At 28.0% G+C, this 24,973-nt stretch carries 21 protein-coding genes, 1 tRNA gene, 2 riboswitches and 1 other annotated feature; of the genes, 13 read left to right on the top strand and 9 right to left on the bottom strand.

What is annotated here, in order from left to right; translation table 11 throughout:
- Positions 1-186: 186 nt before the first annotated feature.
- The 8 genes from EJJ37_RS06250 to EJJ37_RS06215 all read left to right on the top strand — a co-directional run bounded on the left by EJJ37_RS06250 (position 187) and on the right by EJJ37_RS06215 (position 9,837).
- A complete protein-coding gene (locus EJJ37_RS06250; RefSeq protein ID WP_133014739.1) occupies positions 187-1,200 on the top strand; it encodes a LacI family DNA-binding transcriptional regulator in 1,014 nt (337 codons plus the stop codon).
- Between the two features lie 72 nt (positions 1,201-1,272).
- Positions 1,273-2,772, top strand: a complete 1,500-nt coding sequence (gene malQ / locus EJJ37_RS06245) for a 4-alpha-glucanotransferase (protein ID WP_133014738.1) — start codon at positions 1,273-1,275, stop codon at positions 2,770-2,772.
- Positions 2,773-2,983: 211 nt separating this feature from the next.
- A complete protein-coding gene (locus EJJ37_RS06240) occupies positions 2,984-3,748 on the top strand; it encodes a potassium channel family protein (RefSeq protein ID WP_133014737.1) in 765 nt (254 codons plus the stop codon).
- Positions 3,749-3,810: 62 nt separating this feature from the next.
- Positions 3,811-3,897 (top strand) — tRNA-Leu (locus tag EJJ37_RS06235).
- A gap of 137 nt (positions 3,898-4,034) precedes the next feature.
- Positions 4,035-4,994 carry a D-2-hydroxyacid dehydrogenase gene (locus EJJ37_RS06230; protein WP_133014736.1) on the top strand — a complete coding sequence of 320 codons (960 nt, stop codon included), beginning with the start codon at positions 4,035-4,037 and terminating at the stop codon, positions 4,992-4,994.
- Positions 4,995-5,055: 61 nt separating this feature from the next.
- Positions 5,056-5,249: a binding site (T-box leader), on the top strand.
- A gap of 86 nt (positions 5,250-5,335) precedes the next feature.
- A complete protein-coding gene (gene leuA / locus EJJ37_RS06225) occupies positions 5,336-7,003 on the top strand; it encodes a 2-isopropylmalate synthase (RefSeq protein WP_133014735.1) in 1,668 nt (555 codons plus the stop codon).
- A gap of 60 nt (positions 7,004-7,063) precedes the next feature.
- Positions 7,064-7,137, top strand: a riboswitch (glycine riboswitch).
- Positions 7,138-7,230, top strand: a riboswitch (glycine riboswitch). It abuts the riboswitch before it with no gap.
- 247 nt (positions 7,231-7,477) lie between these two features.
- The gene (locus EJJ37_RS06220; protein ID WP_193553914.1) at positions 7,478-8,884 is read left to right on the top strand and encodes an alanine/glycine:cation symporter family protein; all 1,407 of its coding nucleotides are present in this window, start codon (positions 7,478-7,480) and stop codon (positions 8,882-8,884) included.
- Positions 8,885-9,090: 206 nt separating this feature from the next.
- The gene (locus tag EJJ37_RS06215) at positions 9,091-9,837 is read left to right on the top strand and encodes a glycoside hydrolase family 73 protein (RefSeq protein ID WP_133014734.1); all 747 of its coding nucleotides are present in this window, start codon (positions 9,091-9,093) and stop codon (positions 9,835-9,837) included.
- 588 nt (positions 9,838-10,425) lie between these two features.
- Here the strand turns inward: EJJ37_RS06215 and EJJ37_RS06210 are convergent.
- On the bottom strand, positions 10,426-10,698 hold the full coding sequence (locus EJJ37_RS06210; RefSeq protein WP_133014733.1) for an acylphosphatase: 273 nt from the start codon (positions 10,696-10,698) through the stop codon (positions 10,426-10,428).
- Positions 10,699-10,805: 107 nt separating this feature from the next.
- Between EJJ37_RS06210 and ndk the strand changes: the two genes are divergently transcribed.
- Entirely contained in the window at positions 10,806-11,222 is a 417-nt protein-coding gene (gene ndk / locus EJJ37_RS06205) for a nucleoside-diphosphate kinase (protein ID WP_133014732.1), read from the top strand.
- A 44-nt stretch (positions 11,223-11,266) separates the two neighbouring features.
- Here the strand turns inward: ndk and EJJ37_RS06200 are convergent, their stop codons facing one another.
- The 5 genes from EJJ37_RS06200 to EJJ37_RS06180 all read right to left on the bottom strand — a co-directional run bounded on the left by EJJ37_RS06200 (position 11,267) and on the right by EJJ37_RS06180 (position 15,657).
- Positions 11,267-12,328: an ABC transporter substrate-binding protein gene (locus EJJ37_RS06200; protein WP_133014731.1), complete on the bottom strand. Its 1,062-nt coding sequence runs from the start codon at positions 12,326-12,328 to the stop codon at positions 11,267-11,269.
- A 1-nt stretch (position 12,329) separates the two neighbouring features.
- Positions 12,330-13,142, bottom strand: coding sequence for an ABC transporter permease (locus EJJ37_RS06195; RefSeq protein ID WP_133014730.1), 813 nt, complete (start codon positions 13,140-13,142; stop codon positions 12,330-12,332).
- Positions 13,143-13,156: 14 nt separating this feature from the next.
- Positions 13,157-13,984, bottom strand: coding sequence for an ABC transporter permease (locus EJJ37_RS06190; RefSeq protein WP_133014729.1), 828 nt, complete (start codon positions 13,982-13,984; stop codon positions 13,157-13,159).
- On the bottom strand, positions 13,974-15,026 hold the full coding sequence (gene potA / locus EJJ37_RS06185) for a spermidine/putrescine ABC transporter ATP-binding protein (protein ID WP_133014728.1): 1,053 nt from the start codon (positions 15,024-15,026) through the stop codon (positions 13,974-13,976). The genes EJJ37_RS06190 and potA overlap by 11 nt, the downstream gene beginning before the upstream one ends.
- A gap of 91 nt (positions 15,027-15,117) precedes the next feature.
- Positions 15,118-15,657: a helix-turn-helix domain-containing protein gene (locus tag EJJ37_RS06180; protein WP_133014727.1), complete on the bottom strand. Its 540-nt coding sequence runs from the start codon at positions 15,655-15,657 to the stop codon at positions 15,118-15,120.
- A gap of 650 nt (positions 15,658-16,307) precedes the next feature.
- Between EJJ37_RS06180 and pflA the strand changes: the two genes are divergently transcribed.
- Complete coding sequence (gene pflA / locus EJJ37_RS06175; protein ID WP_133014726.1) at positions 16,308-17,021, top strand: pyruvate formate-lyase-activating protein; 714 nt, start codon at positions 16,308-16,310, stop codon at positions 17,019-17,021.
- Between the two features lie 48 nt (positions 17,022-17,069).
- Here pflA and EJJ37_RS06170 read toward each other — a convergent pair whose 3' ends face one another.
- Positions 17,070-17,696 (bottom strand): 3'-5' exonuclease, encoded by a 627-nt coding sequence (locus EJJ37_RS06170; protein ID WP_133014725.1) that lies wholly within the window; start codon positions 17,694-17,696, stop codon positions 17,070-17,072.
- 110 nt (positions 17,697-17,806) lie between these two features.
- Positions 17,807-18,706, bottom strand: coding sequence for an arginase (gene rocF, locus EJJ37_RS06165; protein ID WP_133014724.1), 900 nt, complete (start codon positions 18,704-18,706; stop codon positions 17,807-17,809).
- Positions 18,707-19,154: 448 nt separating this feature from the next.
- Between rocF and EJJ37_RS06160 the strand changes: the two genes are divergently transcribed.
- Complete coding sequence (locus tag EJJ37_RS06160; protein ID WP_133014723.1) at positions 19,155-20,723, top strand: LCP family protein; 1,569 nt, start codon at positions 19,155-19,157, stop codon at positions 20,721-20,723.
- 117 nt (positions 20,724-20,840) lie between these two features.
- On the top strand, positions 20,841-21,491 hold the full coding sequence (locus EJJ37_RS06155) for a site-2 protease family protein (protein WP_226891359.1): 651 nt from the start codon (positions 20,841-20,843) through the stop codon (positions 21,489-21,491).
- Positions 21,492-21,501: 10 nt separating this feature from the next.
- Here the strand turns inward: EJJ37_RS06155 and EJJ37_RS06150 are convergent, their stop codons facing one another.
- Positions 21,502-23,019 carry a Ppx/GppA phosphatase family protein gene (locus EJJ37_RS06150; RefSeq protein WP_133014722.1) on the bottom strand — a complete coding sequence of 506 codons (1,518 nt, stop codon included), beginning with the start codon at positions 23,017-23,019 and terminating at the stop codon, positions 21,502-21,504.
- A gap of 221 nt (positions 23,020-23,240) precedes the next feature.
- Here EJJ37_RS06150 and argS point away from each other — a divergent pair, with 221 nt between their 5' ends.
- Entirely contained in the window at positions 23,241-24,932 is a 1,692-nt protein-coding gene (gene argS, locus EJJ37_RS06145) for an arginine--tRNA ligase (RefSeq protein ID WP_133014721.1), read from the top strand.
- Positions 24,933-24,973: the final 41 nt, after the last annotated feature.

Raw genomic sequence — 24,973 nt, 5'->3', positions numbered from 1 at the left:
AAATAAACTTTGATTTTATGCGATTTACAGATAGACATAAGTGACTCATTAGTGTAATATTTACTAAGATTAATGAATCATTCCAATGAAAAGGATATTCTGGAAGTGATCCATATAGTAATATTTTATTGATTGGATAAGGATATAAGATAACTATTCAAAATGTTTTTTTTAGGGGAGTTTTATATGAATATAAGAGATATTGCAAGAATTTCAGGAGTTGGAGTTAGTACAGTATCACGTGTATTAAACAATCATCCTGATGTAAAAGAGAGTACTCGTGAAAATGTTTTACGTGTAATAAAAGAAAGTAACTATGTACCTAATAACAGTGCAAGAATATTAAAGCAAAATAATACTAAAAATATAGGAGTTTTAGTTAAAGGTGTTTTTAATCCATTTTTTTCAGAGTTGATAAATGTTATAGGAAATAAAATAAACGAAAATAAATATACAATGATACTTCAACAAAATGATTATGTATTAGAACATGAAGTTGAAAATATCATTTCATTTGTAAAAGAAAAGAGACTTCAAGGAATAATATGTCTAGGGGGAAACTTCATAGATTTAGATGAAGATAGTTTTAAAAATATTGATGTTCCTGTTATCTTAACATCTGTTAATACAGTATCACCATCAGGGAGAGATAAATATTCTACAGTTGGAATCAATAACTTACAATCAGCATATGATGCTACTGATTATTTAATAAAAAAAGGTCATAAAAATATAGCTTTAATGATTGGTGAAGAAAATGACTTTTGTGTTAGTTGGTGGAGATATAAGGGGTATATTAAAGCTTTAAAAGATAATAATATTGAGCCAAATGATGAGAATCTTATTATAGGAGACTATGATAGTAATATTGCCTATAAAGTAACTCTAGATTTTTTGAAAAAACGTAAAGATATTACTGCTATATTTGCAATTTCTGATATTATGGCAATGGGTGTAGCTAAAGCTGTAATAGATAGTGGATTAATTGTTGGAAAAGATATATCAATAGTTGGATTTGATGGTATGAATATAAGTCGTTATTATAATCCAGGAATCACTACTATAAAACAGCCAATGGAAGAAATGGCAATAAAAAGTGTAGAAATTTTATTTGATCTTTTAAAAAATAAATGTGAAAATCAACATGTTTTGTTAGATACAGAATTAATAGAAAGAGAATCTTGTGCAGATTTAAATTAATTAGAAATCTTTAGTGTGTGTAAAATAGTTTATATATAATAAAATATATTGTTATAAAAGGAGCAGAGGTATATGGAAAGAAGTGCAGGAGTTATAATGCATATTGCATCACTACCAGGAAAATTTGGTATTGGAACTTTTGGAAAAGAAGCGTATGAATATGTAGAATTTTTATTTAAGTCAGGATTAAAATATTGGCAAATACTACCATTGGGACAAACAGGATACGGGGATTCTCCATATCAATCATTTTCAGCATTTGCTGGGAATCCATATTTTATTGATTTTGATATTTTAAATAATGAAGGGCTTTTAAATAAAGATGAATATATTCATGAAAATTATGGAGATAATCCTGAGTATATAGATTATGGTCTTTTATTTAATGTTAAATATACAGTATTAAGAAGAGCATATAACAATTTTAAAAGTATAGATAATGTATCTTTAAAGGAAGAGTTTGATAAGTTTATTGAAGATAGTAAAGAGTGGCTAGATGACTATTCTTTATATATGGCGGTTAAAGGAAAATTTAATCTTGTAAGTTGGCAAGAATGGGATGAAGATATAAAGAAGAGAGAGCCTGAAGCAGTAGAAAGATATAGAAAGGAACTAGCTGATGAAATTGCATTCTGGTCATTTATCCAATTTATGTTCTTTAAACAATGGAATAAATTAAAAACTTATGCAAATGAAAAGGGTATAGAAATTATAGGAGATATGCCAATTTATGTAGCAGAAGATAGTGCTGATGTTTGGAGTAATCCAGAGGCGTACTTAATATATAGTGATACTTTAAAACCAATTTCAGTTGCAGGATGCCCACCAGATGCATTTTCTGCAACAGGGCAATTATGGGGTAACCCTTTATATGATTGGAATTATATGGAGAAGACAGGGTATAAGTGGTGGATAAAAAGAGTTGAAGAAAGTTTAAAACTTTATGATGTTGTAAGAATAGACCACTTTAGAGGCTTCGAAAGTTATTGGGAGATACCTTATGGTGAAGAAACTGCTATAAAGGGTAAATGGGTAAAAGGTCCAGGTATTAAGTTATTTAATGCTATTAGAGAAGAACTAGGAGAAATTAATGTTATAGCTGAAGATTTAGGATTTTTAACAGATGAGGTTAAGGAATTTTTAGAAGAAAGTAGATTCCCAGGAATGAAGGTATTACAATTTGCATTTGATGCTAGGGAAGAAAGTAATTATCTACCTCATACTTATACAAATAATTGTATAGCATATACAGGAACTCATGATAATGATACTTTCAGAGGATGGTTTGAAGTAACAGGAAGTAAGACAGATGTAGAGTACTGTAAAGAATATTTAGCTTTATCTGAAGAAGAAGGTTATAATTGGGGCTTTATAAGAGGTGCATGGAGCAGTGTAGCTGATGTATCAGTTGCTTTAATGCAGGACTTTTTAAATCTAGGGAATGAAACAAGAGTGAATTTCCCATCAACATTAGGTGATAATTGGAAATGGAGAGCTAAAGAAGGTAGCTATACAACTGAATTATCAGATAAGATATATAAATATACTAAAATGTATGGAAGATGTAAATAGGATAAAAGGCTGTTGCTAAAAAATGCAGCAGCCTTTTTTGAACAAGTACAATTAAACTTTAAACAAAATAAGTTATTTAATAAGTAAGATTGAAAATTTTATTAATGAAATTTATACCTAAAAATGTAAGTTAGTGATGTGTCTCATAAATTCAAAATATCTTACATAAATATAGATATATCAATCAATATTTATAAGGGATACGATTTTTATGAGTAAGAAAAGTATATATGATTTTTTTATAGGATTATTAGCACTTATGCTCTCACTAATGTTAGTAATTGAGATATTTATTAATATACCAGTTGAAGTTAGATGGACTTTTTACTATATAGATAATATAGTAAGGTTAATCTTTATAGGAGATTATTTTACTAGATTAGTAATAAGTAAGGGAAAAAAACAATTTATAAAGGAAAATATAATAGATTTATTTTCAATTTTTCCTATAAAATTTTATATAAGGATATTGGGTTTTACAATTTTACCTAATGTGATTAATCCAGCATATTGTATAAAGATAATTAAATTTATAATGCTTGCAATATGTGCTATAAAATTTAAAATTAGAGTTAAAGATGAAATACGTAAAAATAGATTAAATTTTTTATTAGTGATTTCTACAATATTTATTGTTATAGGTGCAGTATTGATTTCGCTTGTAGAAGGAATGCCTTTAGGTGATGCATTATGGTGGAGCTTTGTAACATTTACAACAGTTGGGTATGGAGATGTTTTATTGAAAACACAGTTGGGAAGAACTATTGCCGTATTATTAATGATAATAGGAATAGGGATTATAGGTGTTATAACAACTAGTTTAACATTATCCATTATAGGAGGAAGAAAAGGATTTAAAAAGACCTATAAAGATAGAGTTATAGATGATGTAAAAAGTATGCTAGATAATTATGATGAGTTAACCTCTGAAGATATTGATAATATCGCTAAGATTTTGAAATCATTAAAGGATTAGATGGAAAAAAATTCTTGAAAATGACTCTAAAGTAATTTAAAATTAAATTAATAGTTAGTTATGCAGGTGTGCTGGAATAGGCAGACAGGATAGATTGAGGGTCTATTAAGGGAATCCTTGTGTGGGTTCAAGTCCCACCATCTGCACCAATTTATTATATTAAAGACTATTTCAAAGAAAAGATGCAGAATTCAATAGCTAAATTACAAAAGGTAAGCTGTTTTCTTGTATTTATTTTTAGAAATAGTCTTTTTGTTATATATTAAGTAAAGAGAGGAAGTAGTGAATGAAAAAAATAGTAATATTAGATGGTAAAACATTAGGAGAGATAAGCTTAGAAAAGTTAAGTGAAATTGGTGAAGTTAGATATTATGATACTACTGATATTAGTGAAGTGAAGGAGAGAGTAAGAGAAGCCAATATAGTATTAACTAATAAGGTAATTTTAAATAGAGAAAATTTAAGTGAGGCAAATAATTTAGAATTTATAGCAGAGGTAGCTACTGGGTTTAATAATATAGATATAGAGTATGCTAAAGAAAAAGGGATAGGAGTAGCAAATGTTGCGGGATATTCTACTAATGCAGTTGTTCAACATACATTTGCAGCAACTTTAGCTCTGTTAGATGAGGTCGCTTATTATGATAATTATGTTAAGAGTGGAGAGTATTCAAAATCAGGATTATTTACATGCTTAGATAGACCTTATTATGAAATTGAAGGTAAAACTTGGGGGATAATAGGTCTTGGTAATATTGGTAAAAAAATAGCTAAGATAGCGGAAGCTTTTGGAGCTAAAGTAGTGTATTATTCTACAACTGGCATTAATTCTAATAGTGACTTTAGTAGAGTATCCTTTGATGAGCTATTAAGTAAGAGTGATATTATTTCTATACATGCACCATTAAGTAAAAATACTTTAGGATTGATAAATTATGAAGCATTATGTAAAATGAAAAATTCAGCTATATTAGTTAACATGGGTAGGGGTCCTATTGTTGTAGAAGAAGATTTAGCAAGAGCTATTGATGAAGATAAAATTAGAGGAGCAGCTTTAGATGTATTTGAAGTAGAACCAATAAAAGTAAATAGTCCTCTTTTAACGATGAAAAATAAAGATAGGATAATATTATCTCCTCATATAGCTTGGGCAAGTGTAGAGGCGAGAGAGAGGTTATTTAATGAAGTTGTAGAAAATATAACAGCTTTCTATAATGGTGAAATTAGAAATAGAGTAGATAAATAAAAATATAGCATAGTTATTGACAGAAATATACTTTTATAGTAAAATTATAAAAAAGTTTATAAAACAAGCAAAGATTGAGAGTAGTAGAAAATGAGTAATTTTTCAGAGAGTAGACGGGGCTGTGAGTCTATAAATTAATATTTTTGAACTCGCTCATGAGCTATAGGGATGAAATTTTAGTAGTCTTTATCGGAATAATACCGTTATTTTAATTAAGTGAAATTTTGGATGGTACCGCGCAAACACGCTCCAATATAAGGTGTGTTTGTGCGTTTTTTTGCTTTGTTTTAAATAATATATTACAAATCTATTATATTTAAATTTAAAGGGGGCTTTTATAAATGTTAAATTACAATAAGTATAGAAGATTTGAAACAATAAATTTTAAGGAAAGAACTTGGCCAAACAATAGTATTGAAAAAGCACCAATATGGTGTAGTGTAGATTTAAGAGATGGAAATCAAGCACTTATAAATCCAATGAATATAGATGAAAAGATAGAGTTTTTTAATTTGTTAGTTAAATTGGGGTTTAAGGAAATAGAGGTTGGTTTTCCATCAGCATCTCAAATAGAATATGATTTCTTAAGAAGATTAATTGATGAAAATTATATTCCTGATGATGTAGTAGTTCAAGTATTGACACAAGCAAGACCACATTTAATAGAAAAGACTTTTGAGGCATTAAAAGGAGTTAAACAAGCTATAGTGCATATATATAATTCTACATCTGTACTACAGAGAGATGTTGTTTTTAATATGAGTAAAGATGAAATAAAGGAAATTGCTATAGAGGGAGTAGAACTTGTAAAGAAATATGCTTCAGATTTTGAAGGAAAAATATTTTTAGAATATTCGCCAGAAAGTTTTACTGGTACAGAAGTAGAGTATGCTCTTGAAGTATGTGATGCAGTTGCAGATGTTTGGGGAGCATCACAAGACAATAAAATAATAATAAATCTTCCATCAACAGTTCAAATGGATACACCAAATATTTTTGCTGATCAAATAGAATATATGTGTAGAAATTTTAAGAATAGAGATAGAGTTATAGTAAGTGTTCACCCTCATAATGATAGAGGAACAGGGGTAGCAGATGCGGAGTTAGCTCTTTTAGCTGGAGCTGATAGAGTAGAAGGAACTTTATTTGGTAATGGAGAAAGAACAGGTAATGTTGATATACTTACTGTTGCGTATAATATGTTTTCACATGGTGTAAATCCTATGTTAAATCTTGAAAATATAAATGATATAATTGAAATATATGAAAGATGTGTTAAGATACCTGTTCATGTAAGGCATCCTTATGCTGGTAATTTAGTATTTACAGCATTCTCAGGGTCTCATCAAGATGCTATAAATAAGGGAATGAAGAAGTATGAGGAAAGGGGATCTAAATTATGGGAAGTACCTTACTTACCTGTTGATCCAAGTGATTTAGGAAGAGAATATGAACCTTTAGTAAGAATAAATAGCCAATCAGGAAAAGGAGGAGTAGCTTTTGTAATGGATCATTGCTTTGGATATAAGTTACCAAAGGCAATGCAACAAGAATTTGCAGAAGTAGTGCAAAAGATTTCTGAAGTTAAGGGAGAAGTTCAGCCAAATGAAATTTTAGAAGCATTTAAGAAAGAGTATTTGGATCTAGATGAACCATTTAAATTAATAAATATGTCTATATCTGATGTAGATCATGGAAGTAATGAGACTACTAAAGTTAAGGCTAAAATTAAATACAATAATGTAGAAATTGATATAGAAGGTGTTGGTAATGGACCTATAGATTCTTTAGGGAAAGCTTTGTATAATAGTAAGTTAATAAATGTATCTATTATGGATTATAAGGAACATGCGTTAAGTAAGGGCTCAGAAGCAGAAGCGGCAGCTTATGTATATATGAAGAGAAATGATATAGATAAGAAAACATTTGGTGTTGGTGTTGATAGCAATATAACACGAGCATCTATAAAATCTATAATTAGTGCAATAAATAGATTGTATAAACTGTAAAAATACGTTGATTTTATTTTAATTAATGTATATAATGACTTTATAATTTAATATGTTCGGATGAAGGTAATGGGAGAGCGATTTGAATCCACCGAAGAAGTAAATCTTTCAGGTATTAGGACCGTTACTGGACGAGCCTCTGGAGAGACTCATATTAGAGCACCGAAGGAGCAAGGTTTAATTTAAATTAAACTGAAACTCTCAGGTAAAAGGACAGGGGATAAAAGTAATCTACACAAAAAATTAATAGGAATAATTAAATAATATTACTAAGTAATATTTTAAATTAAGAAATTAAGTTTTGAACAGCGCTTCGCTGGTTCAAGTAATTAAGGATTGCTGTTGGTAAAATTAATAATCTTAATTTTTTAATTCTAAATTCCTTTGAAATTTAATCAATATAGCCATATGATTTTTTGTTTACAGTTACTTTTAATCTCCTCCTATAAATTTATTTTTAAGGGGGATTTTTTTATGGAAATTTTTAAATCAATTGAACAAATATTAAATGGTATTAATGATATAGTATGGGGACCACCTTTACTTATATTATTAGTTGGGACAGGAATTTATTTTACTTTTAAGTTAAAATTATTACAAATATTTAAGCTACCATTAGCTATAAAATATTTATTTTCAAAAGATGATGAAGAATATGATGATGATGCAAAAGGTGATGTATCAAGTTTTGCTGCACTTTGTACTGCTTTATCAGCAACTATAGGAACTGGTAATATTGTAGGTGTTGCAACTGCAATAGCAACAGGTGGGCCAGGAGCTCTTTTATGGATGTGGATAGCAGCGTTTTTTGGGATGGCAACTAAATATGCAGAAGGTGTTTTAGCAATTAAGTATAGAGAAGTAGATGAAAATGGTCAAATGTCTGGTGGACCTATGTATTATATAGAAAAAGGAGTAGGAAATAAGTTTTTAGCTAAGATGTTTGCTGTTTTTGGTGTTGGAGTAGCACTTTTAGGGATAGGAACATTTGGACAAGTAAATTCTATAGCATCAGCTGCTAAGATAATATTTAATGTTCCATCATGGATTACTGCAGTAATTATTACTGTTTTAGTAGCATTAATTACATTAGGTGGTATAGAGAGAATATCAAAGGTTGCAGAAAAAATAGTTCCAACAATGGCAATTTTATATATATTAGGAGCGTTGATGGTATTAGTCTTTAATTTTAAAGCAGTACCAGGAGCTATTGGGTTAATAATTTATAGTGCTATTAATCCTAGAGCGGCATTAGGTGGTGCAGTAGGTATAACTGTGGCAATAGCAATTCAAAGAGGTGTAGGAAGAGGTGTATTTTCCAATGAGGCTGGTTTAGGAAGTGCACCAATAGCAGCAGCCGCAGCTAAAACTAAGTCTCCAGTTAAACAAGGATTAATTTCAATGACTGGAACATTTATAGATACAATAATAATTTGTACAATGACAGGATTAGCTATAGTTTTAACAGGAAGCTTTAATAGTGGGCTTGAAGGAGCTGAAATGACAACAGTAGCTTTTCAACAAGGTTTACCTTTTGCAGTTTTAGGAAAATATATAGTAAATATAGGGTTAATATTTTTTGCATTTACTACTATTATAGGATGGAATTATTATGGTGAAAGATGTGTTGAATATTTAACTGGCGTAAAAGGTATAAAGTTATATAAATTTGTATTTATAGCATTTGTAGGGGTAGGACCTTTCTTATCATTAGATTTAGTTTTTATAATAGCAGATATAGTAAATGGATTAATGGCATTACCTAACTTAGTTGGCTTAATAGCGTTAAGACATGTAGTTATAAATGAGACTAATGAGTTTTTTGAGAAGTTAAAGAAGGAAAAGAAAATAGCAAAAGATAATAAGTTGCAAGTTAATTAGAGAATAAAGGATCCATATATATTATTAGAATATATATGGATTCTTTTGTTTTTCACAAAAGTAAAATAAGTAATAAACATTTAATAAATTCATATTATTAAATGTAATAAAAAAATATAGATAAAGGCAAAATAAATACAAAAAGAAATTAATTTAAAGATATTAAAACTATAAGGTGTATTTTAAAATTTATAGGAGAGTTGAGAATGAAAAAAAATATTAAATACAATGGGCTAGGGAGCTATACTCAAAGAAATAAAAAAATAAAGTTAGAGAAAATATGTATAGCTAGTATATTTACAATTATTATATTATATATAATGGTTTTAAATTTAAGAAGTAATATTTCGCAAGAAATAACTGATTTACAGGAAGTGGCTGCCGTGGAAAGTAAAGAGCAAGAAAATACTGTAGAAGAAAATAGTAGAGAAGAAAGTGAGATAGATACTACTAATGAAGAGGTATATTCTAATACATATATAGATAGTGAAAAGATGGCTTTTATAGAAACTATATCCGATGGAGCTATTAGCAATTATAATAAGTATGGGATATTACCATCAATAACTATGGCACAAGCAATATTAGAATCAGGGTGGGGAAATTCTGAATTAGCAGTTACACATAATAACTTATTTGGAATAAAAGCAGACTTAAGATGGAATGGAGCTGTTGCTACTATAGCTACAAGTGAAAACTATAATGATTCTACAATAGCTAATTTTAGAAAATATGACAGTATTGACGAATCAATTGAAGATCACGGAAAGTTTCTATATGAAAACTCGAGATATGCTGAATATGGATTATTCAATGGAAAGGATTATAAATCTCAAGCACAAGCTTTAGAAGATGCAGGGTATAGCACAGTTAAAGATGAGAATGGAGATCCAATATATGCTGATAAGCTAATATCACTTATAGAAAAATACAACCTAATGCAATATGACTAAATTGTTCGTTACGTGGAAGCGAAAAAATGAAATATTTATTTTCCAGTAACCGTGAAATTTTCACCTAGAATTTATATAATTGATTCCGTAAAGTTTGCTAAAGTTTTTAAACTCGCTATTCGCTCAAACAGTAAAAACTTCTTTACGCAACTTTACTCCATCAATTATTAAATTCTACGGCTTAATTTCAATGGTCCTTCCAAATTAATATTTCATTTTTTCTTTTTTCACGTAACTACTTATAGCATAACACCCTAAAGCTAATGTTTTTTGCTACATACTGTATGACAAATCGTTAACTTTATAGGCATTTCATCTTTAAATTGTAGACCTAGGCTTTAAATCTAGTGATAGAGAAAAATTAATGATATAACCGGAAGAAAGTATTATATAATAAGCTTTAGAATTTAATTATTATTGTAATAAAATTAGCGTTAAGAAGCTGAGGTAAGCGATAGCGAACTTCGAAGCTTTAGCTAATTTTATGGAAATAATAATATAAATTCTTAGCGAAATTATATGACTTAATGGAGGTTATATCATTAATTTTCGGCATCACGGCATTAACGCTTTGGTTCGGAATATTATTCAATAGCGTTCTGTGAAGGTGTTTTCTTGAGGGCGTATTTCTATTTTCTTTTGGTAAAGTTCATCAACTCTGATAAAGCGATTACCTTTTTTGATATTTTTAATAAATTTTTCAATGGAACTTTCTTCGCCTTGGACTTCCATCTCTACCATACCATTATCCATATTTCTAACCCAGCCAGTTAAATCTAATGTACGAGCATTCATTGTACAGAAGAATCTGAACCCTACACCCTGGACACGACCATCAACAATTATGTAGTATCTAATCATAAGCTCCTCCTTTTATAAAAAAATTATATATTTAGAATTATATCATATATAAAAATAGTAGATACAACATATAATGTTATAAATTAAAAATTAAAATTGGGGGAAGTATGGAGAGAACATTAGTGTTAATCAAACCTGATGCAGTAGAGCAAAACATAATTGGAAATATAATAAGCTGTTATGAAAGTGCTGGATTAAAGGTTACTGCACTAAAAATGGAGCAAGTAGAAAAAAGAGTAGCAGAAGAACATTATAAAGAACATTATGGAAAAAGTTTTTATAATTCGTTAATAGAATTTATTACAAGAAGTCCGTTATGTGCCTTAATATTAGAAGGAAAAGATTGTATTGATAAGGTTAGAGAAATAAATGGTGCTACAAATCCAAAAGAACAAAAAGAAGGAACCATAAGAAAAAAATATGCTAAAGGAATAACAGAAAACTGTGTACATGCATCAGATTCTGTTGAAAGTTCAGAAAGAGAAATAAAAATATGGTTTCCTAATTTAAATAATAAAAAATAGAAAAAATAATGCAGAAACTATTTAATAAGTTTCTGCATTATTTTTTATTGAGAAAGCACTTCTGTGAAAGCAGCCTCATATAGTTTTAATGTTTCAGGATCTAAATTTGTAAATAACACACATTTAGATAATGTTTCTTCAGATGGATATGCAGCAGGATTATTTTTAGTTTCTTCATCAAGTAAATCATAAGCTGCAGTATTAGGTGTAGAGTATCCAATATAGTCTACATTTTCTTTAGCATTTTCAGGATCACATAAGAAGTTTATGAAAGCTTCAGCACCAGCTTTATTAGGTGCATCCTTTGGAATACATAATGCATCTACCCATTTATTAGAGCCTTCTTCAGGTACAACGTATTTCATGTCAGGGTTTTCATTCATTATATAAATTGCATCACCAGACCAAACTGTAGCAAGCATTTTTTCGCCTGAAATCATATTATCTTTAACTTCATCAACAACGTAAACTGGATTAGTTAATTTTCTTTGATTTAATAGTTCTTCTTTAGCGGCTTCTATTTCACTAGGATTTGTAGAATTTATAGAGTATCCAGCTTTTATTAAAGCAATAGCTAAAGAATCTCTAAGAGAGTTGAACATATAAACTTCATCTTTATATTTAGAATCCCAAAGTATATCCCAGCTAGTTACTGGTTCTGTAATTCTTGTGCTATCATAAATTATACCTATAGTTCCCCACATATATGGTACAGAATATTCATTGCTAGGATCATAAGATAAATTCTTATAATCATCTCCTATATATTGATAATTAGGAATATTATTAAAGTCTATCTTTTCTAATAAATCTTCTTCAATCATTTTTTCAACCATATAGTCAGACGGTACAACTAAGTCATAAGTACCAGGATTAGTTTTAACTTTTTGATACATTATTTCATTAGTATCATAAGTTGAATAGTTTACTTTAATTCCTGTTTCTTTTTCAAATTTTCTGATAAGAGCTTCATCGATGTAGTCACCAACGTTAAAGAAGTTTATTGTTCCATTTTCTCCAACATTACTACCTCCACACCCAACGAAAAGAGAAGTTGTTAATAATGCTGTTGTAATTAATGCTGCTAATTTTTTAAATCTTTTCAATTTATTCACCCCTTGAAGTAAATTCTTTTCTATTTACAATTAATAATAAAGTTAATACTGTTATAAACATTAAAGTAGATAATGCGTTAATTGAAGGGTTAATTCCCTTTCTAGCCATAGAGTAAATTTCAATAGAAAGATTAGTTACTCCAGGACCTGTTGTAAAGAAACTAATTACAAAGTCATCAATTGACATTGTAAATGCCATTAATAAACCAGCAAATATACCAGGTTTTATTTGAGGTAAAATTATTTTTCTCATAGCATATCCTGGTGTTGCACCCAAATCTAAGGCCGCTTCAGTTATATTAGAAGGTAGTTGCCTTAATTTAGGTAATACAGATAATACAACATATGGAATATTAAATGTAATATGTGCTAAAAGCATTGTAGTAAAACCAAATTGAGCATTTATTCCTATTTTGTTTAATAGAGGAAAGATAAATATAAATAAACTCATTATAGATATACCTGTAACAATATCAGGATTTAATACAGGTAAGTTATTTATATTCAATAATGTTTTTTTAGGAAGTCCTTTCATTCTATGGATTCCTATTGCTGCTAATGTCCCTATTATTGTAGCAACCACAGATGAAATAACAGCTATTATTATTGTGTACTTTAATGCTTCCATTATTCTAGCATTTTGAAAAAGTTGGCTATACCATCTTAAAGTAAAACCGCTCCATTTTCCCATAGATTTCGAATCATTAAAGGAGAATACCATTAAAGTAACTATTGGTGTATAAAGAAATATAAAAATTAGTATTAAATAAAATCTTTTAATAAAAGATTCAAGTTTTCTTATCATAGTATACCTCCTCCTTATTTATCATCTGTACCTTCAAATTTATTCATGAAGGCCATTGAAATTAATATTATTATCATCATAAATATTGCAATAGCAGAACCGAAGTTCCAATCGCCCATTGTTGTATATTGTGTTTCAATTAAATTACCAAGTAGCATATATTGACCGCCACCTAGTATTCTAGAAATAACAAATGTAGAAACAGCAGGCATAAATACCATTGTAATTCCTGAAATAACACCAGGCATACTTAAAGGTATAATTATCTTAGTGAATATTTTCTTTCTATCTGCACCTAAATCTGCAGCCGCATTAATTAAATCCTTATCCATTTTTGTAAGAACAGTATATATAGGTAATATCATAAATGGTAAAAAGTTATATATCATACCTAAAAGCACTGCAAAATCATTATAAAGAATATCAACACGGGAAAATCCTAAAGCAACTAAAAAGTTATTAATAAGTCCATTTTTACCTAAGATAGGAAGCCAAGCATAAGTTCTAAGTAAGAAATTCATCCACATTGGAACAATAAAAAGCATAATTAATATATTTCGCTTTCCTTCTCTCATTTTAGAAATTAAATATGCAACAGGATATCCAAGGATAAGACAGCCTAATGTAGCCTCAGCAGCTAAAAGTAAACTTCTCCAAAATACTTTTAAATAATTAGGATCAAGTAATCTTTTAAAATTTTCAAGAGAAAAGCTATAATTATCTCCAGATTTTACTGTAAAACTAAAAAAAACTACAATTAAAAGTGGAATAACAATAAAAAGAGCACTCCAGACAATATAAGGTGATGCTGGAAGTATACCTTGATTATTTTTATTTTTCATAATCCTCAACCTTTCTCATTATATGAATTGCTTCAGGATCTATGATTAATCCCACAGTGCTACCAACATTTGCACTTTTTGTATTATGTACTATCCAATTATTATCTTTAGTTTCTACCTCTATTTCATAATGAACACCCTTAAAGGTTACTGAATTAACTTTTCCGGTTAACATTCCTTTATCGACAGTTGTGATTTCAATATCTTCTGGTCTGATTACAACATCTATATCTTCATTTTTATTAAACCCACTATCTACACAAGTGAAAACATTATTAGAAAATTTAACTTTGTAATCTTCTATCATAATTCCATTTAATATATTACTTTCTCCAATGAAGTCTGCAACAAAAGCATTAGCAGGTTCATTATATATATCTTCTGGTGAACCCATTTGTTGAATTACTCCTTTATTCATTACAACAATAGTATCTGACATTGTTAAGGCTTCTTCTTGGTCATGAGTTACAAATATAAATGTTATTCCAAGTCTTTTTTGAATTTTCTTAAGTTCTAACTGCATTTCTTTTCTAAGTTTTAAATCTAATGCACCAAGAGGTTCATCAAGCAAAAGAACTTGAGGTTCATTTACTAATGCTCTAGCAATTGCAACTCTTTGTTGTTGACCACCACTTAATGATTCAACAGATCTTTTTTCAAAACCTTCAAGAGCAACCATTTTTAGCATCTCACGAACCTTTTTATCAATTTCTTCTTTAGGAAGTTTTTTTATTTTTAATCCAAATGCAATATTTTCATATATATTCATATGAGGAAATAATGCATACTTTTGGAATACTGTATTTAATTGTCTTTTATAAGGTGGTAAATTAGATATATCACTTCCATCAAAGATAACTTTTCCACTATCAGCAGTTTCAAAGCCTGCTATGATTTTAAGAGTAGTTGTTTTACCGCATCCACTAGGACCAAGTAAAGTTAAAAATTCATTTTTACGTATATTTAATGAAAGGTTATCTAAAACAGTATTATCACCATAGACTTTAGAAATACCTTGTATTTCGATAATATTTTGACTCAAAAAAAACACCTCTTTCTTTAATGTTAACACTTTCTTATAGTTAGCCAATTAAGTAAGTTCTATTAGCTAAATTGAAAATTTACAATATCACTTAAAATGATGGTGGAGTAGAAATCCAAATAACTTTAGCTGATGTCTTTCCACTGTTGCTTATATAATGATTTGATCTTGGTTTAAAATAAAAACTTTCATTTTTTTTAACTTTGTAAGATTTATCGCCAAGATGTAAAGTTATTGTTCCCGATAAAACATAACCAAATTCTTCACCTTCATGAGGTTCTTCTTCTGTATACTTTCCACCTGGATCTAATGTTATCATTATAGGTTCCATTTCATTTTTTTGTGCGTTTGGAACTAACCACATTAATTTATATTTTAAATCATGATTTTCGGTTTCAAACATATCTTCATATTTATAAGTTATTTTTTCATCTTTATCATCACTAAAGAATTCTTTCAAGTTTGTCCCCAGTATTTCAAGAATATCTATTAGTGTGGCAATAGATGGTGAAGTTAAATCATTTTCAACTTGAGATATAAAACCTTTAGATAATTCACATCTATTAGCAAGTTCTTCTTGTGTTAGTCCTTTTTCAATTCTCATTCGTTTTATTTTGTCACCAATTTGCACAATTTCACCTTGCCTTTCAATTAGTTTAATAATAACTATTACTAAACTAAAGGTTTAAAATTACTAAACAAACAATGTTATTATATAGACTTGTAAATGAAAAATCAATATTTTTTTCAAAAAAATATTTAAATAAAAATTCTTTATATAACCTTATAAATAAAGGGTTTGAAGAAAAAGATATAAAAAAAGTTTAACATTTATACATTAAAAGTTTAGTATAACTAAGAAAAGTTTGAATTGTAGAAAAAAATAAAATACTTAATTTAAGGGAAAATAGCAAACTATAGATATAAATTTCCTTATATAATTAAAATAAAAAATTCTATATAAATTTATAATTGGTAAACAACAGAAAAAAATACATATAAAATTATTAAATATAAAATTAGGTTTAATATGATTATAAAAAATATAAATTCATAAAATTTAATTATTAAAATATCATTTTTAATATTAATTTAAATAATAATTATTATGAATAGATAATGATTACATTAAAGTATTAACAAATTTAAAGTTAAGGTGTATAATAATCTCTGGTAAACAAAATATAAATAATTTTATGAAGAAAAATATACTTTTATTTATTATTTGATAAAACTAAAGAATATCTAACATAAACTTATAGATAATATGGAGGAGAGACAATGTTAAAGGGAACAGTACATTCAATAGAAACAATGGGATTAGTAGATGGACCAGGTATTAGAGTTGTAGTATTTATGCAAGGATGTGCATTAAGATGTCAATACTGTCATAATCCAGATACATGGAGTGATAAAGGAGAAGAAACATTAGAATTTACTCCTGAGGAACTAGTAAATAAGATTGCGAGATTTAGAAGTTATTTTGAAAGATCTGGAGGGGGAGTTACTTTTTCAGGTGGTGATCCATTAAGACAGCCAGAATTTTTAAAAGAATGCTTAAGACTTTGCAAAGAAAAAGGAATACATACTACATTAGATACATCAGGAGTAGGTTTTGGAAACTATGAGGAGATATTAAAGTATACAGATTTAGTTCTTTTTGATGTAAAACATATTACTCCAGAAGGATATAAGGAAATGACTGGACTTAATATAGAGGAAAGTTTAAAGTTCTTAGAAGCATGTAAGAAGTGTAATACTAAAATATGGATAAGACAAGTTGTTGTTCCTGGAATGACTGATAGTGAAGAATATATAACTTCATTAGGAGAGTTTATTAAATCTTTAAATAATGTTGAAAAAGTAGAGTTACTTCCATATCATTTACTTGGAGTAAACAAATATGAGAATATGGGGATAAAATACAGATTAGATGGTGTTCCTGCAATGGATAAGGATAAATGTAAAGAGTTATATAAATTACTTAATTTATAAAATAAAAAATAGTAGCAAACTTTGCTACTATTTTTTATTTAATTTAAGTTAAAGCTGGCTTGAGAAAAAACCAGGTTTTATTAATTTCTTTTTCATACCTTCAATGACTAAAAGGTAAACTGCAGCAGTATCAAATCTAGCATCATGATAATTTCCACTACCTTGGAATAACTCATCAGCTTTTTTTGCAATAGCATCATCAGTAATTCCTAAATATTCAATTGTTTCAGAAAGTTTTGGATTTTTAATTCCATTGCCATTTGGTGAAGGAATTTTACATATATTTTTATAATATGCCATAGTACAGAATGTTCTTTTTGGTTCCCAAGTTTCATCTATCATTCCAGCTTCATATAAAGAATTAACTTCATGTTTTAAAAATTTAACATCAAATTGAACATTATGGCCAATAACGAAATCTGCATCAAAAAAATCACTCATAAAATCTTGGATTTGTTCTAAAAATTCTAAGCCATTAGATAATTCATAAAGTTTTTCAAGAGAAAATCCATGAACTTCTTGAGCTGCAGGATCCATTTCATCAACTGTAAAGAAGAAGTTTTTACCTATAGTTGTTTGTGGTTTTGTAGATGTATCTACAGTTATATAACTTAACTGGCATATATGACCAGGACGTACGCTAGTTGTTTCAGTATCGAAAAATAATAATTTCATCTTTACCTCCAAAAATTTAATTTATTCATTTTATAATATCATAACTTATGTTAATAAACAAATTAATAGTAAGAAAATCACCTTTATATAATTATATAAAGGTGATTTTCTTACTTTAATGTATTAGATATAAGTTTTAATAATTCTATACAAGTTTCTTTAGTTCTATTATTTTTATCTAAATCAGGATTATATTCTACAAAATCTATAGATTTTACCAAGCTTGTACCTAAAATGGACTCTAATAAAGCTTTGCTTTCATTATAAGATAATCCGTGATTAACTGGAGTTCCAGTACCTGGAACATATTCTGGATCTAAACAATCTATATCATAGGAAAGATGAATATTTTTTATATTCTTTTCTTTTATTAGTGATAATAGTTCATTAATAACTACAGTGGTTCCCTTATCATTTATATCCTTATTTGTCCATACGTTCATGTTTAATTCGTCTATTAAAGCTACTTCACCAGCATCTAAATCACGACAAGCTAAAATAAAAACATTTTCTGGTTTTATTTTAAAGTCATCAAAGAAAATAGAAGTTAATTTATTATATCCAATGCCCATTGATGCAGCTAAAGGCATTCCATGAATATTTCCAGATGGTGAGGTCTCATCAGTATTTATATCTCCATGAGCATCTATCCAAATTACAGCTAAGTCATTTCCTAAAAATTTACTAGCACCAGCAATTGATCCTAAAGCTAATGAGTGGTCACCACCAATAATAAGAGGTAAGGTATTATTTTCTAATGCAGTTAAAACTTTTGCAGCTAGTCTATTATTTGCAGTAACAACTTGATCTAAATATTTTAATTTTGAATTGCTTAAGAACTTAGCTTCAGCATTTACTTTTTCAACTTCAATATCTCCTAAATCATAAACAGTATGATTTTCTTGAAAAATATCTATAAGGTTGTTTTTTCTTAATTCTTCGGGTCCCTTTTCTACACCAGGTTTATCACAACCATAAAAAAGAGGCATTCCAATAATACTTATATTCATAAAAAGACCTCCATCTATTATCTAAATTTTGCATAATACTTATATATAATAATACTTTAAATAATATAAGTAAATAATAAATTTCTTTTTTATTTAATAAAATTTGTCAAAATATATGAATACCTTATTTATATTATATCCAATATAATATAAAAGATGTTTTCTTTTAAAGGGGAAAATGTATAAAAATGAATTTCTTTGTTGATAAAATAATAAATTTAAGAAAAAAACAACTATACTAATATGGAAAATTTACAATGATTAGATAGAATTTTAACAAATTACAAAAATATTATTAAAAATTTAAAATTTATTGTAAAATGTGATATTATTATATTGGTTAATTTATAATTATAAAATTTAAATTACATAAACTATATTTGAAATAATAATGCATATAATTAACTTTTAATATTAAAATTAATATTTTTGAAGGGATGGCACAGAGATGAGTGAACCAAATGGAAAAAGAAAAAAACGTTCTAGAAGAAAAAAATGGTCAACTAAAAAGAAGGTTATAGTATCTACAGTTATTGTTTTTGCTTTATTAATATGCACTCTTGCAACAGGATATATGTATATTAGAAGTAAAATATATTCAGGATTAAATCCTTCAGAAACAATATCAGATACTGAATATAAGGAAGTTGAAGGAATAACAAATGTTCTATTAATAGGAACTGATGCAAGAACATTAGATGAAGCGTCAAGAGCAGATTCTATTATTATTGCTACATTAGATAATAATAAGAAACAAATAAGATTGACTTCATTATTTAGAGACACACTAGTTAATATTCCGGGGCATGGAGAAGGAAAATTAAATGCAGCATTAGCATATGGAGGCCCAGAGCTTTTAATTGAAACTATAAAAGAAACTTATGGCATTAGCCTTGATAAATATGTAATTATTAATTTCTGGGGATTTGAAGCAATTATTGATCAAATGGGTGGACTAGAGTTAAATGTAGAAGATTATATGCTAGATGAATTAAATAAGTACATTGGTGAGTCTACAGGTGGAAATGATTGTCCAGTTACAGAAGCAGGATTACAAGTTTTAAATGGAAAACAAGCTTTATCTTATGCAAGAATAAGAAAAGGTGTTGGAGATGAATATGCAAGAACTGATAGACAAAGAGAGGTTTTAATAAAAGTAGCAGAAAAGTTAAAGGAAACTAAGCCAAGCAAATACTTAGGAATAATGAATAATATGTTAGAGTATATAAAAACCAATATTGAGCCAATACAAGCTTTAAATATGGCATATACTATATATAAATTCCCAAGTTTAGAGATTGAGCAACTTCAAGTACCAATTCCAGAATTAGCTGATGGTGGTTTATATAAAAACTTAGGCTGGGTATTCTTAATGGATAGAGAGCAAAATGCTAAGTTCTTAGATGAATTTATATTTGAAGGTAAGGTTCCAAATCCAGATGAATATGATTATGATTCATTTAATGAAGCAATGTCTAATTATAAATCAGAGTCAGAAGAGTATAGTAATAAACATAATATTAATCCAGAAGACTATATAGATAATAGTGAGGATATTGTTACTCCGCCATCTAGCAATGATAGTAGTTATGATAATACAGATGAAGGTACAAGTGGAAGCACAGGTGGAAGCACAGGCGGAAACACAGGTGGAAGTACAGGCGGAAACACAGGTGGAAGTACAGGCGGAAATACTGGTGGAAGTACAGGTGGAAGCACAGGCGGAAGTACAGGTGGAAGCACAGGCGGAAGCACAGGTGGAAGCACAGGTGGAAGCACAGGTGGAAATACAGACGGAAGTACGGGTGGAAACACAGGTGGAAGTTCGGATGGAAATACAGGTGGAAGTTCGGGTGGAAACACAGATGGAAGTACAGGTGGAAACACAGATGGAAGTACAGGTGGAGAAAATACTGATAATGGAAATGTGGATGATGGAAATATAGAAGGTGAAGAAAACCAAGGAAATGAAGGAATACAAAATATAAATCCTAATATATTAAAGTCAATTGAATAAATATAAAATAAAAGCGATGTATTCATCGCTTTTATTTTATTAAATTATTATTAATATAATAATTTAATAACAATATGTGGTATAATAATCAAAGAAATAATAGAGAGGAGATAAATAATGAGCTCATTTAGAATGCAATTACTAGTAATTATCTTAAAAATACCAGCTATATTAATAGCTTTTACTGCTCAAGGTTATGCAAAGGCATTAGTTGCAGATAAATTAGGAGATAAAACACCAAGATTTCAAGGTAGATTAACTTTAAATCCATCAGCTCATATTGATTTAATTGGTTTTTTAATGATTTTGATAGCTGGATTTGGATGGACTAAACCATTAAATACTAATCCAAGTGCATATAAAAGAGGTTATAAAGATGCAATAAAAGTTTCTGTTGCAGCACCATTAGCTAATTTACTAGTTGGTTTTTTAGGAACAATATTATATGTATTTACATATAAATTCTTATCTAATATTTTATCAGATACAATATACTTTATATTAATTAATATGATATGGCTAATTGCAACTATAAATATAAGTTTATTTGTATTTAATTTATTACCTATACCAGGATTAGCTGGATTTGAAATATTTAGAGATTTATGGCCAAAAACATTTTATAAGGTTTCAGATAAGATATATCAATATCAATTTTTAATACTTATTGCAATTATATTTATTGGTGGAACTATTTTATCAATACCAGTTAACTTTATTTTAAATGGATTTATGGCTTTTGCAAGATTAATATTTGGAATTCTTTAAAAGGTGGCAATTAATTTTGCCACCTTTCCTTTTCTATAAATAAATCTCTATTATATATTTCTTTAAAAAAGTCTTTACCACGCATTGCTTGATGTATTTCTACATCCAAGTTGCTAGGGGATGATACTGTAATAACAACTTTTTCATCGTCAAAATAAACTTTTAGTTTCTTTACAATACCTACAAGGCTTCTATCTAACCCTTCAGCAATTTTTACTAATGCACCAATTTTATTAATTATATCAATATCTAGTTTATTAATTAAATAAGAAAATTGTGCTAAAGGTAAATGATAATTATTAAATCTATGAGAAGCTGCAATAGCGGCGCTCATTAGATGTTCTTTATGTGTAAGTTCATTAATAATTGAATTTAAAATAATATATAAAGAATGTTTATGATGGTTTTGATAATTTATACTAACTCCACAATCATGAAGCATTGCTCCAGTTTTTAATATATTTAGATATTTATCATCTAATCTATGAAGAGGCTTTAGTTCATTGAATAAGACAGATGATAAAAAGTATACTTGTTGTGCATGAGGTATATTAGCATTTAAAGAATTTAATATTCCATAAATACTATAGTCTAAAATATTATCTATTACATCATAATTTTTATAAAGATAATCATAAAGAAGTCCTTCTCTAATTGAGTTATTAGATACTCTTATACTATTAGAAGATGCTATTTTTATTATCTCATTAAGTATAAGTAAACAGCTAAATATACTATCTACCATATCTAAATCGATACCCTCAACCTTACGACGAAGTTTTAAATCCTTACACTTGATAATATTATAAAGTTCATGAATTCCAACTGCAGATAATTCATAATTATTAATTAGTTCTAGAGGATAATGTGTTTTAAATTTATCCATTTTAACAAGTGCCTTAGCGAAATCACCTACAACAACTATAGATTCATATTCACTATTTAGCCAAGAAATATCATTTAATTTATCTTTTAAGAAAGATATAGACTCATCTAAATTTGAATTTAGTATTCTATCAGCTATGTTGAATGTATAAGCTAAATTAATTCCACCAAAAGGTAAAGACACCCAATTTGTAATTTCTTTATTTTTCATAGATATTAAATTAGTTGATGTTCCAGTTATTTCAACTATAAGAGAATTAGTTATATTTAAGCTTCTATTTACACTTAAAGCTGTAAATTTAACTTCTTCTTCTGGTGATAAAACCTTTAAATCTAGATTAAGATTATATTTTATCATAGATATAATAGATTCACTATCTTTAAGATCCTTAAAGAAACTAGTTGTAATAGTAAAGATTTCTTTTGTGCCAGAGGCCTCGCAAAGGGATTTATAGGTTCTTAATGTAGATAGAATATAATTGAGTTTTTCATTACATAAAACACATTCCTTTGATAATTCATAACAAACTTTAAAAGGTGTTTTAAGCTCATCTATAATCTTAAAATATCCTACATCTTCAACTTCTGCTAACATTAATCTAATTTTACTAGAACCTATATGAATTATACCGACTCGAATCATATAACACCATTCCTATCATTAATACTTAATATAATTACTATGATATATAAAAGTAAGAGAAAAATAAAGGTTTGTTGACAAAAAATATTTGTTTTAGTTATAATAAATTAAATAATAAGTAAATAATTGGAGTAGTATTGAGAATATATCCGTCTTTTTGTTTTTCAAAGGGGCGTTTTTTTATTATTAAAGTAAAATATAAAAAAATAGGGGAATAAATAATGGATTACAAGAAGAAAGTTGTTGAAGTTATTAAAAATAAGGTTGATATAGAGTTGGAGACGATAGAAAAATTAATAGAAATTCCACCACAGGCAGAAATGGGGGATTATGCATTTCCATGTTTTCAATTAGCTAAAATTTTTAGAAGAGATCCTAATATAATTGCTAAGGAGCTAAAGGATAAAATAAATCAAGATAGTTTTGAAAAAGTAGAAAATTTAGGAGCATATATAAACTTCTTTATTGATAAAAGTGGATTTATAAAAAATACTTTAGAAAAAATATTATCAGAAGGAGATAACTATGGAAGCTCTAATATTGGAGAGGGTAAAACTATATGTATTGAATATTCATCACCTAATATAGGAAAGCCATTCCATGTTGGAGATTTATTTAGTACTTTAATAGGTAACTCCCTTTATCAATTATTTACAAAAGAAGGATATAAGGTTCAAAGGTTAAATCATTTAGGGGATTGGGGAGGTAAATTTGGCAAATTAATATCTGCATATAAAAGGTGGGGAAATGAAGAAGCTTTAGAAAGAGATGCCATATCAGAACTTTTAAGAGTATATGTTAAGTTCCATGAAGAAGCACAAAAAGATTCATTATTAGAATATGAGGGAAGAAAATATTTCAAAAAATTAAAGGATAAAGATGAAGAAGCAGAAGCTTTATGGATGAAGTTTAGAGATTTAAGTTTAAGAGAATTTGAAAAGATTTATGATATATTTAATATAAACTTTGATTCATATTTAGGAGAATCATTTTATGATGATAAAATTGAAGAGGTATTTAATGAATTAAGAGAAAGAGATATATTATCTGAAAGTAATGGAGCACAAGTTGTAATGCTTGATAAATATAATATGCCACCATGCATTCTTTTAAAAGATGATGAGGAAATAATATATGCAGCAATGGATTTAGCTACTGCCATTTATAGAAAGAAAAACTATGATTTCTATAAATGTATATATGTTACTGAAGTACCTGAATCATTATATTTTAAACAAATATTTAAAGTTTTAGAGTTGTTAGAATACCAATGGGCAAAGGATTGTATAAATGTTGGATTTGGATTAGTTAAATTTAAAGATAGAAGAAATTTTACAAGAAAAGGTGAAGTTGCAATTTTAGAAGATTTAATAAAAAAATCTGTAGATAAGATTTTAGAAGGTATAAATGAAAATAATCCAAACTTAGAAAATAAGGAAGAGGTTGCTGAAAAGATAGCTGTAGGAGCATTAATATTCACTTATTTAAGAAGTCCAAGAGAAAAAAATATAATATTTGATTTGAAAGAAATTCTTTCATTTGATGGCGAAACTGGTCCATATGTACAAAAGTTATATGGAATAGCAAAGGGTATGTTAAAAAGAGGTAGAGATATTGATATAGATCCCAATTTTGGCAAATTAAATTCCAAAGAGGAATTAGAGTTAGTTAAAATTCTTGAAGAATTTACTACTGCAATTCATAATGCCACAGATAAATTAGAACCATCAATAATGACAAGATATATAATAGAAGTTGCTAATAAGTTCAATAAGTTTTATAGTATTCATTCATTATTAAATTTAGAGGATAAAGAGGTGATAAAAGCGAGATTAGTTTTAGTTGAAGCTACTTGTCAGGTTATGAAGAATGCGTTAGCGTTAATAGGGATAGAAGTAGTGGAAGAAACTTAATAATTGTTTATTATAAATTTAGTTAAAACATAAGGGAATTT

Origin of the sequence: Clostridium cuniculi (assembly GCF_004353185.1) — a bacterium.
Taxonomy (GTDB): domain Bacteria; phylum Bacillota; class Clostridia; order Clostridiales; family Clostridiaceae; genus Clostridium; species Clostridium cuniculi.
Note: the sequence above shows the minus strand (reverse complement) of the source record. Positions and strands in the feature narration are given on the sequence as shown.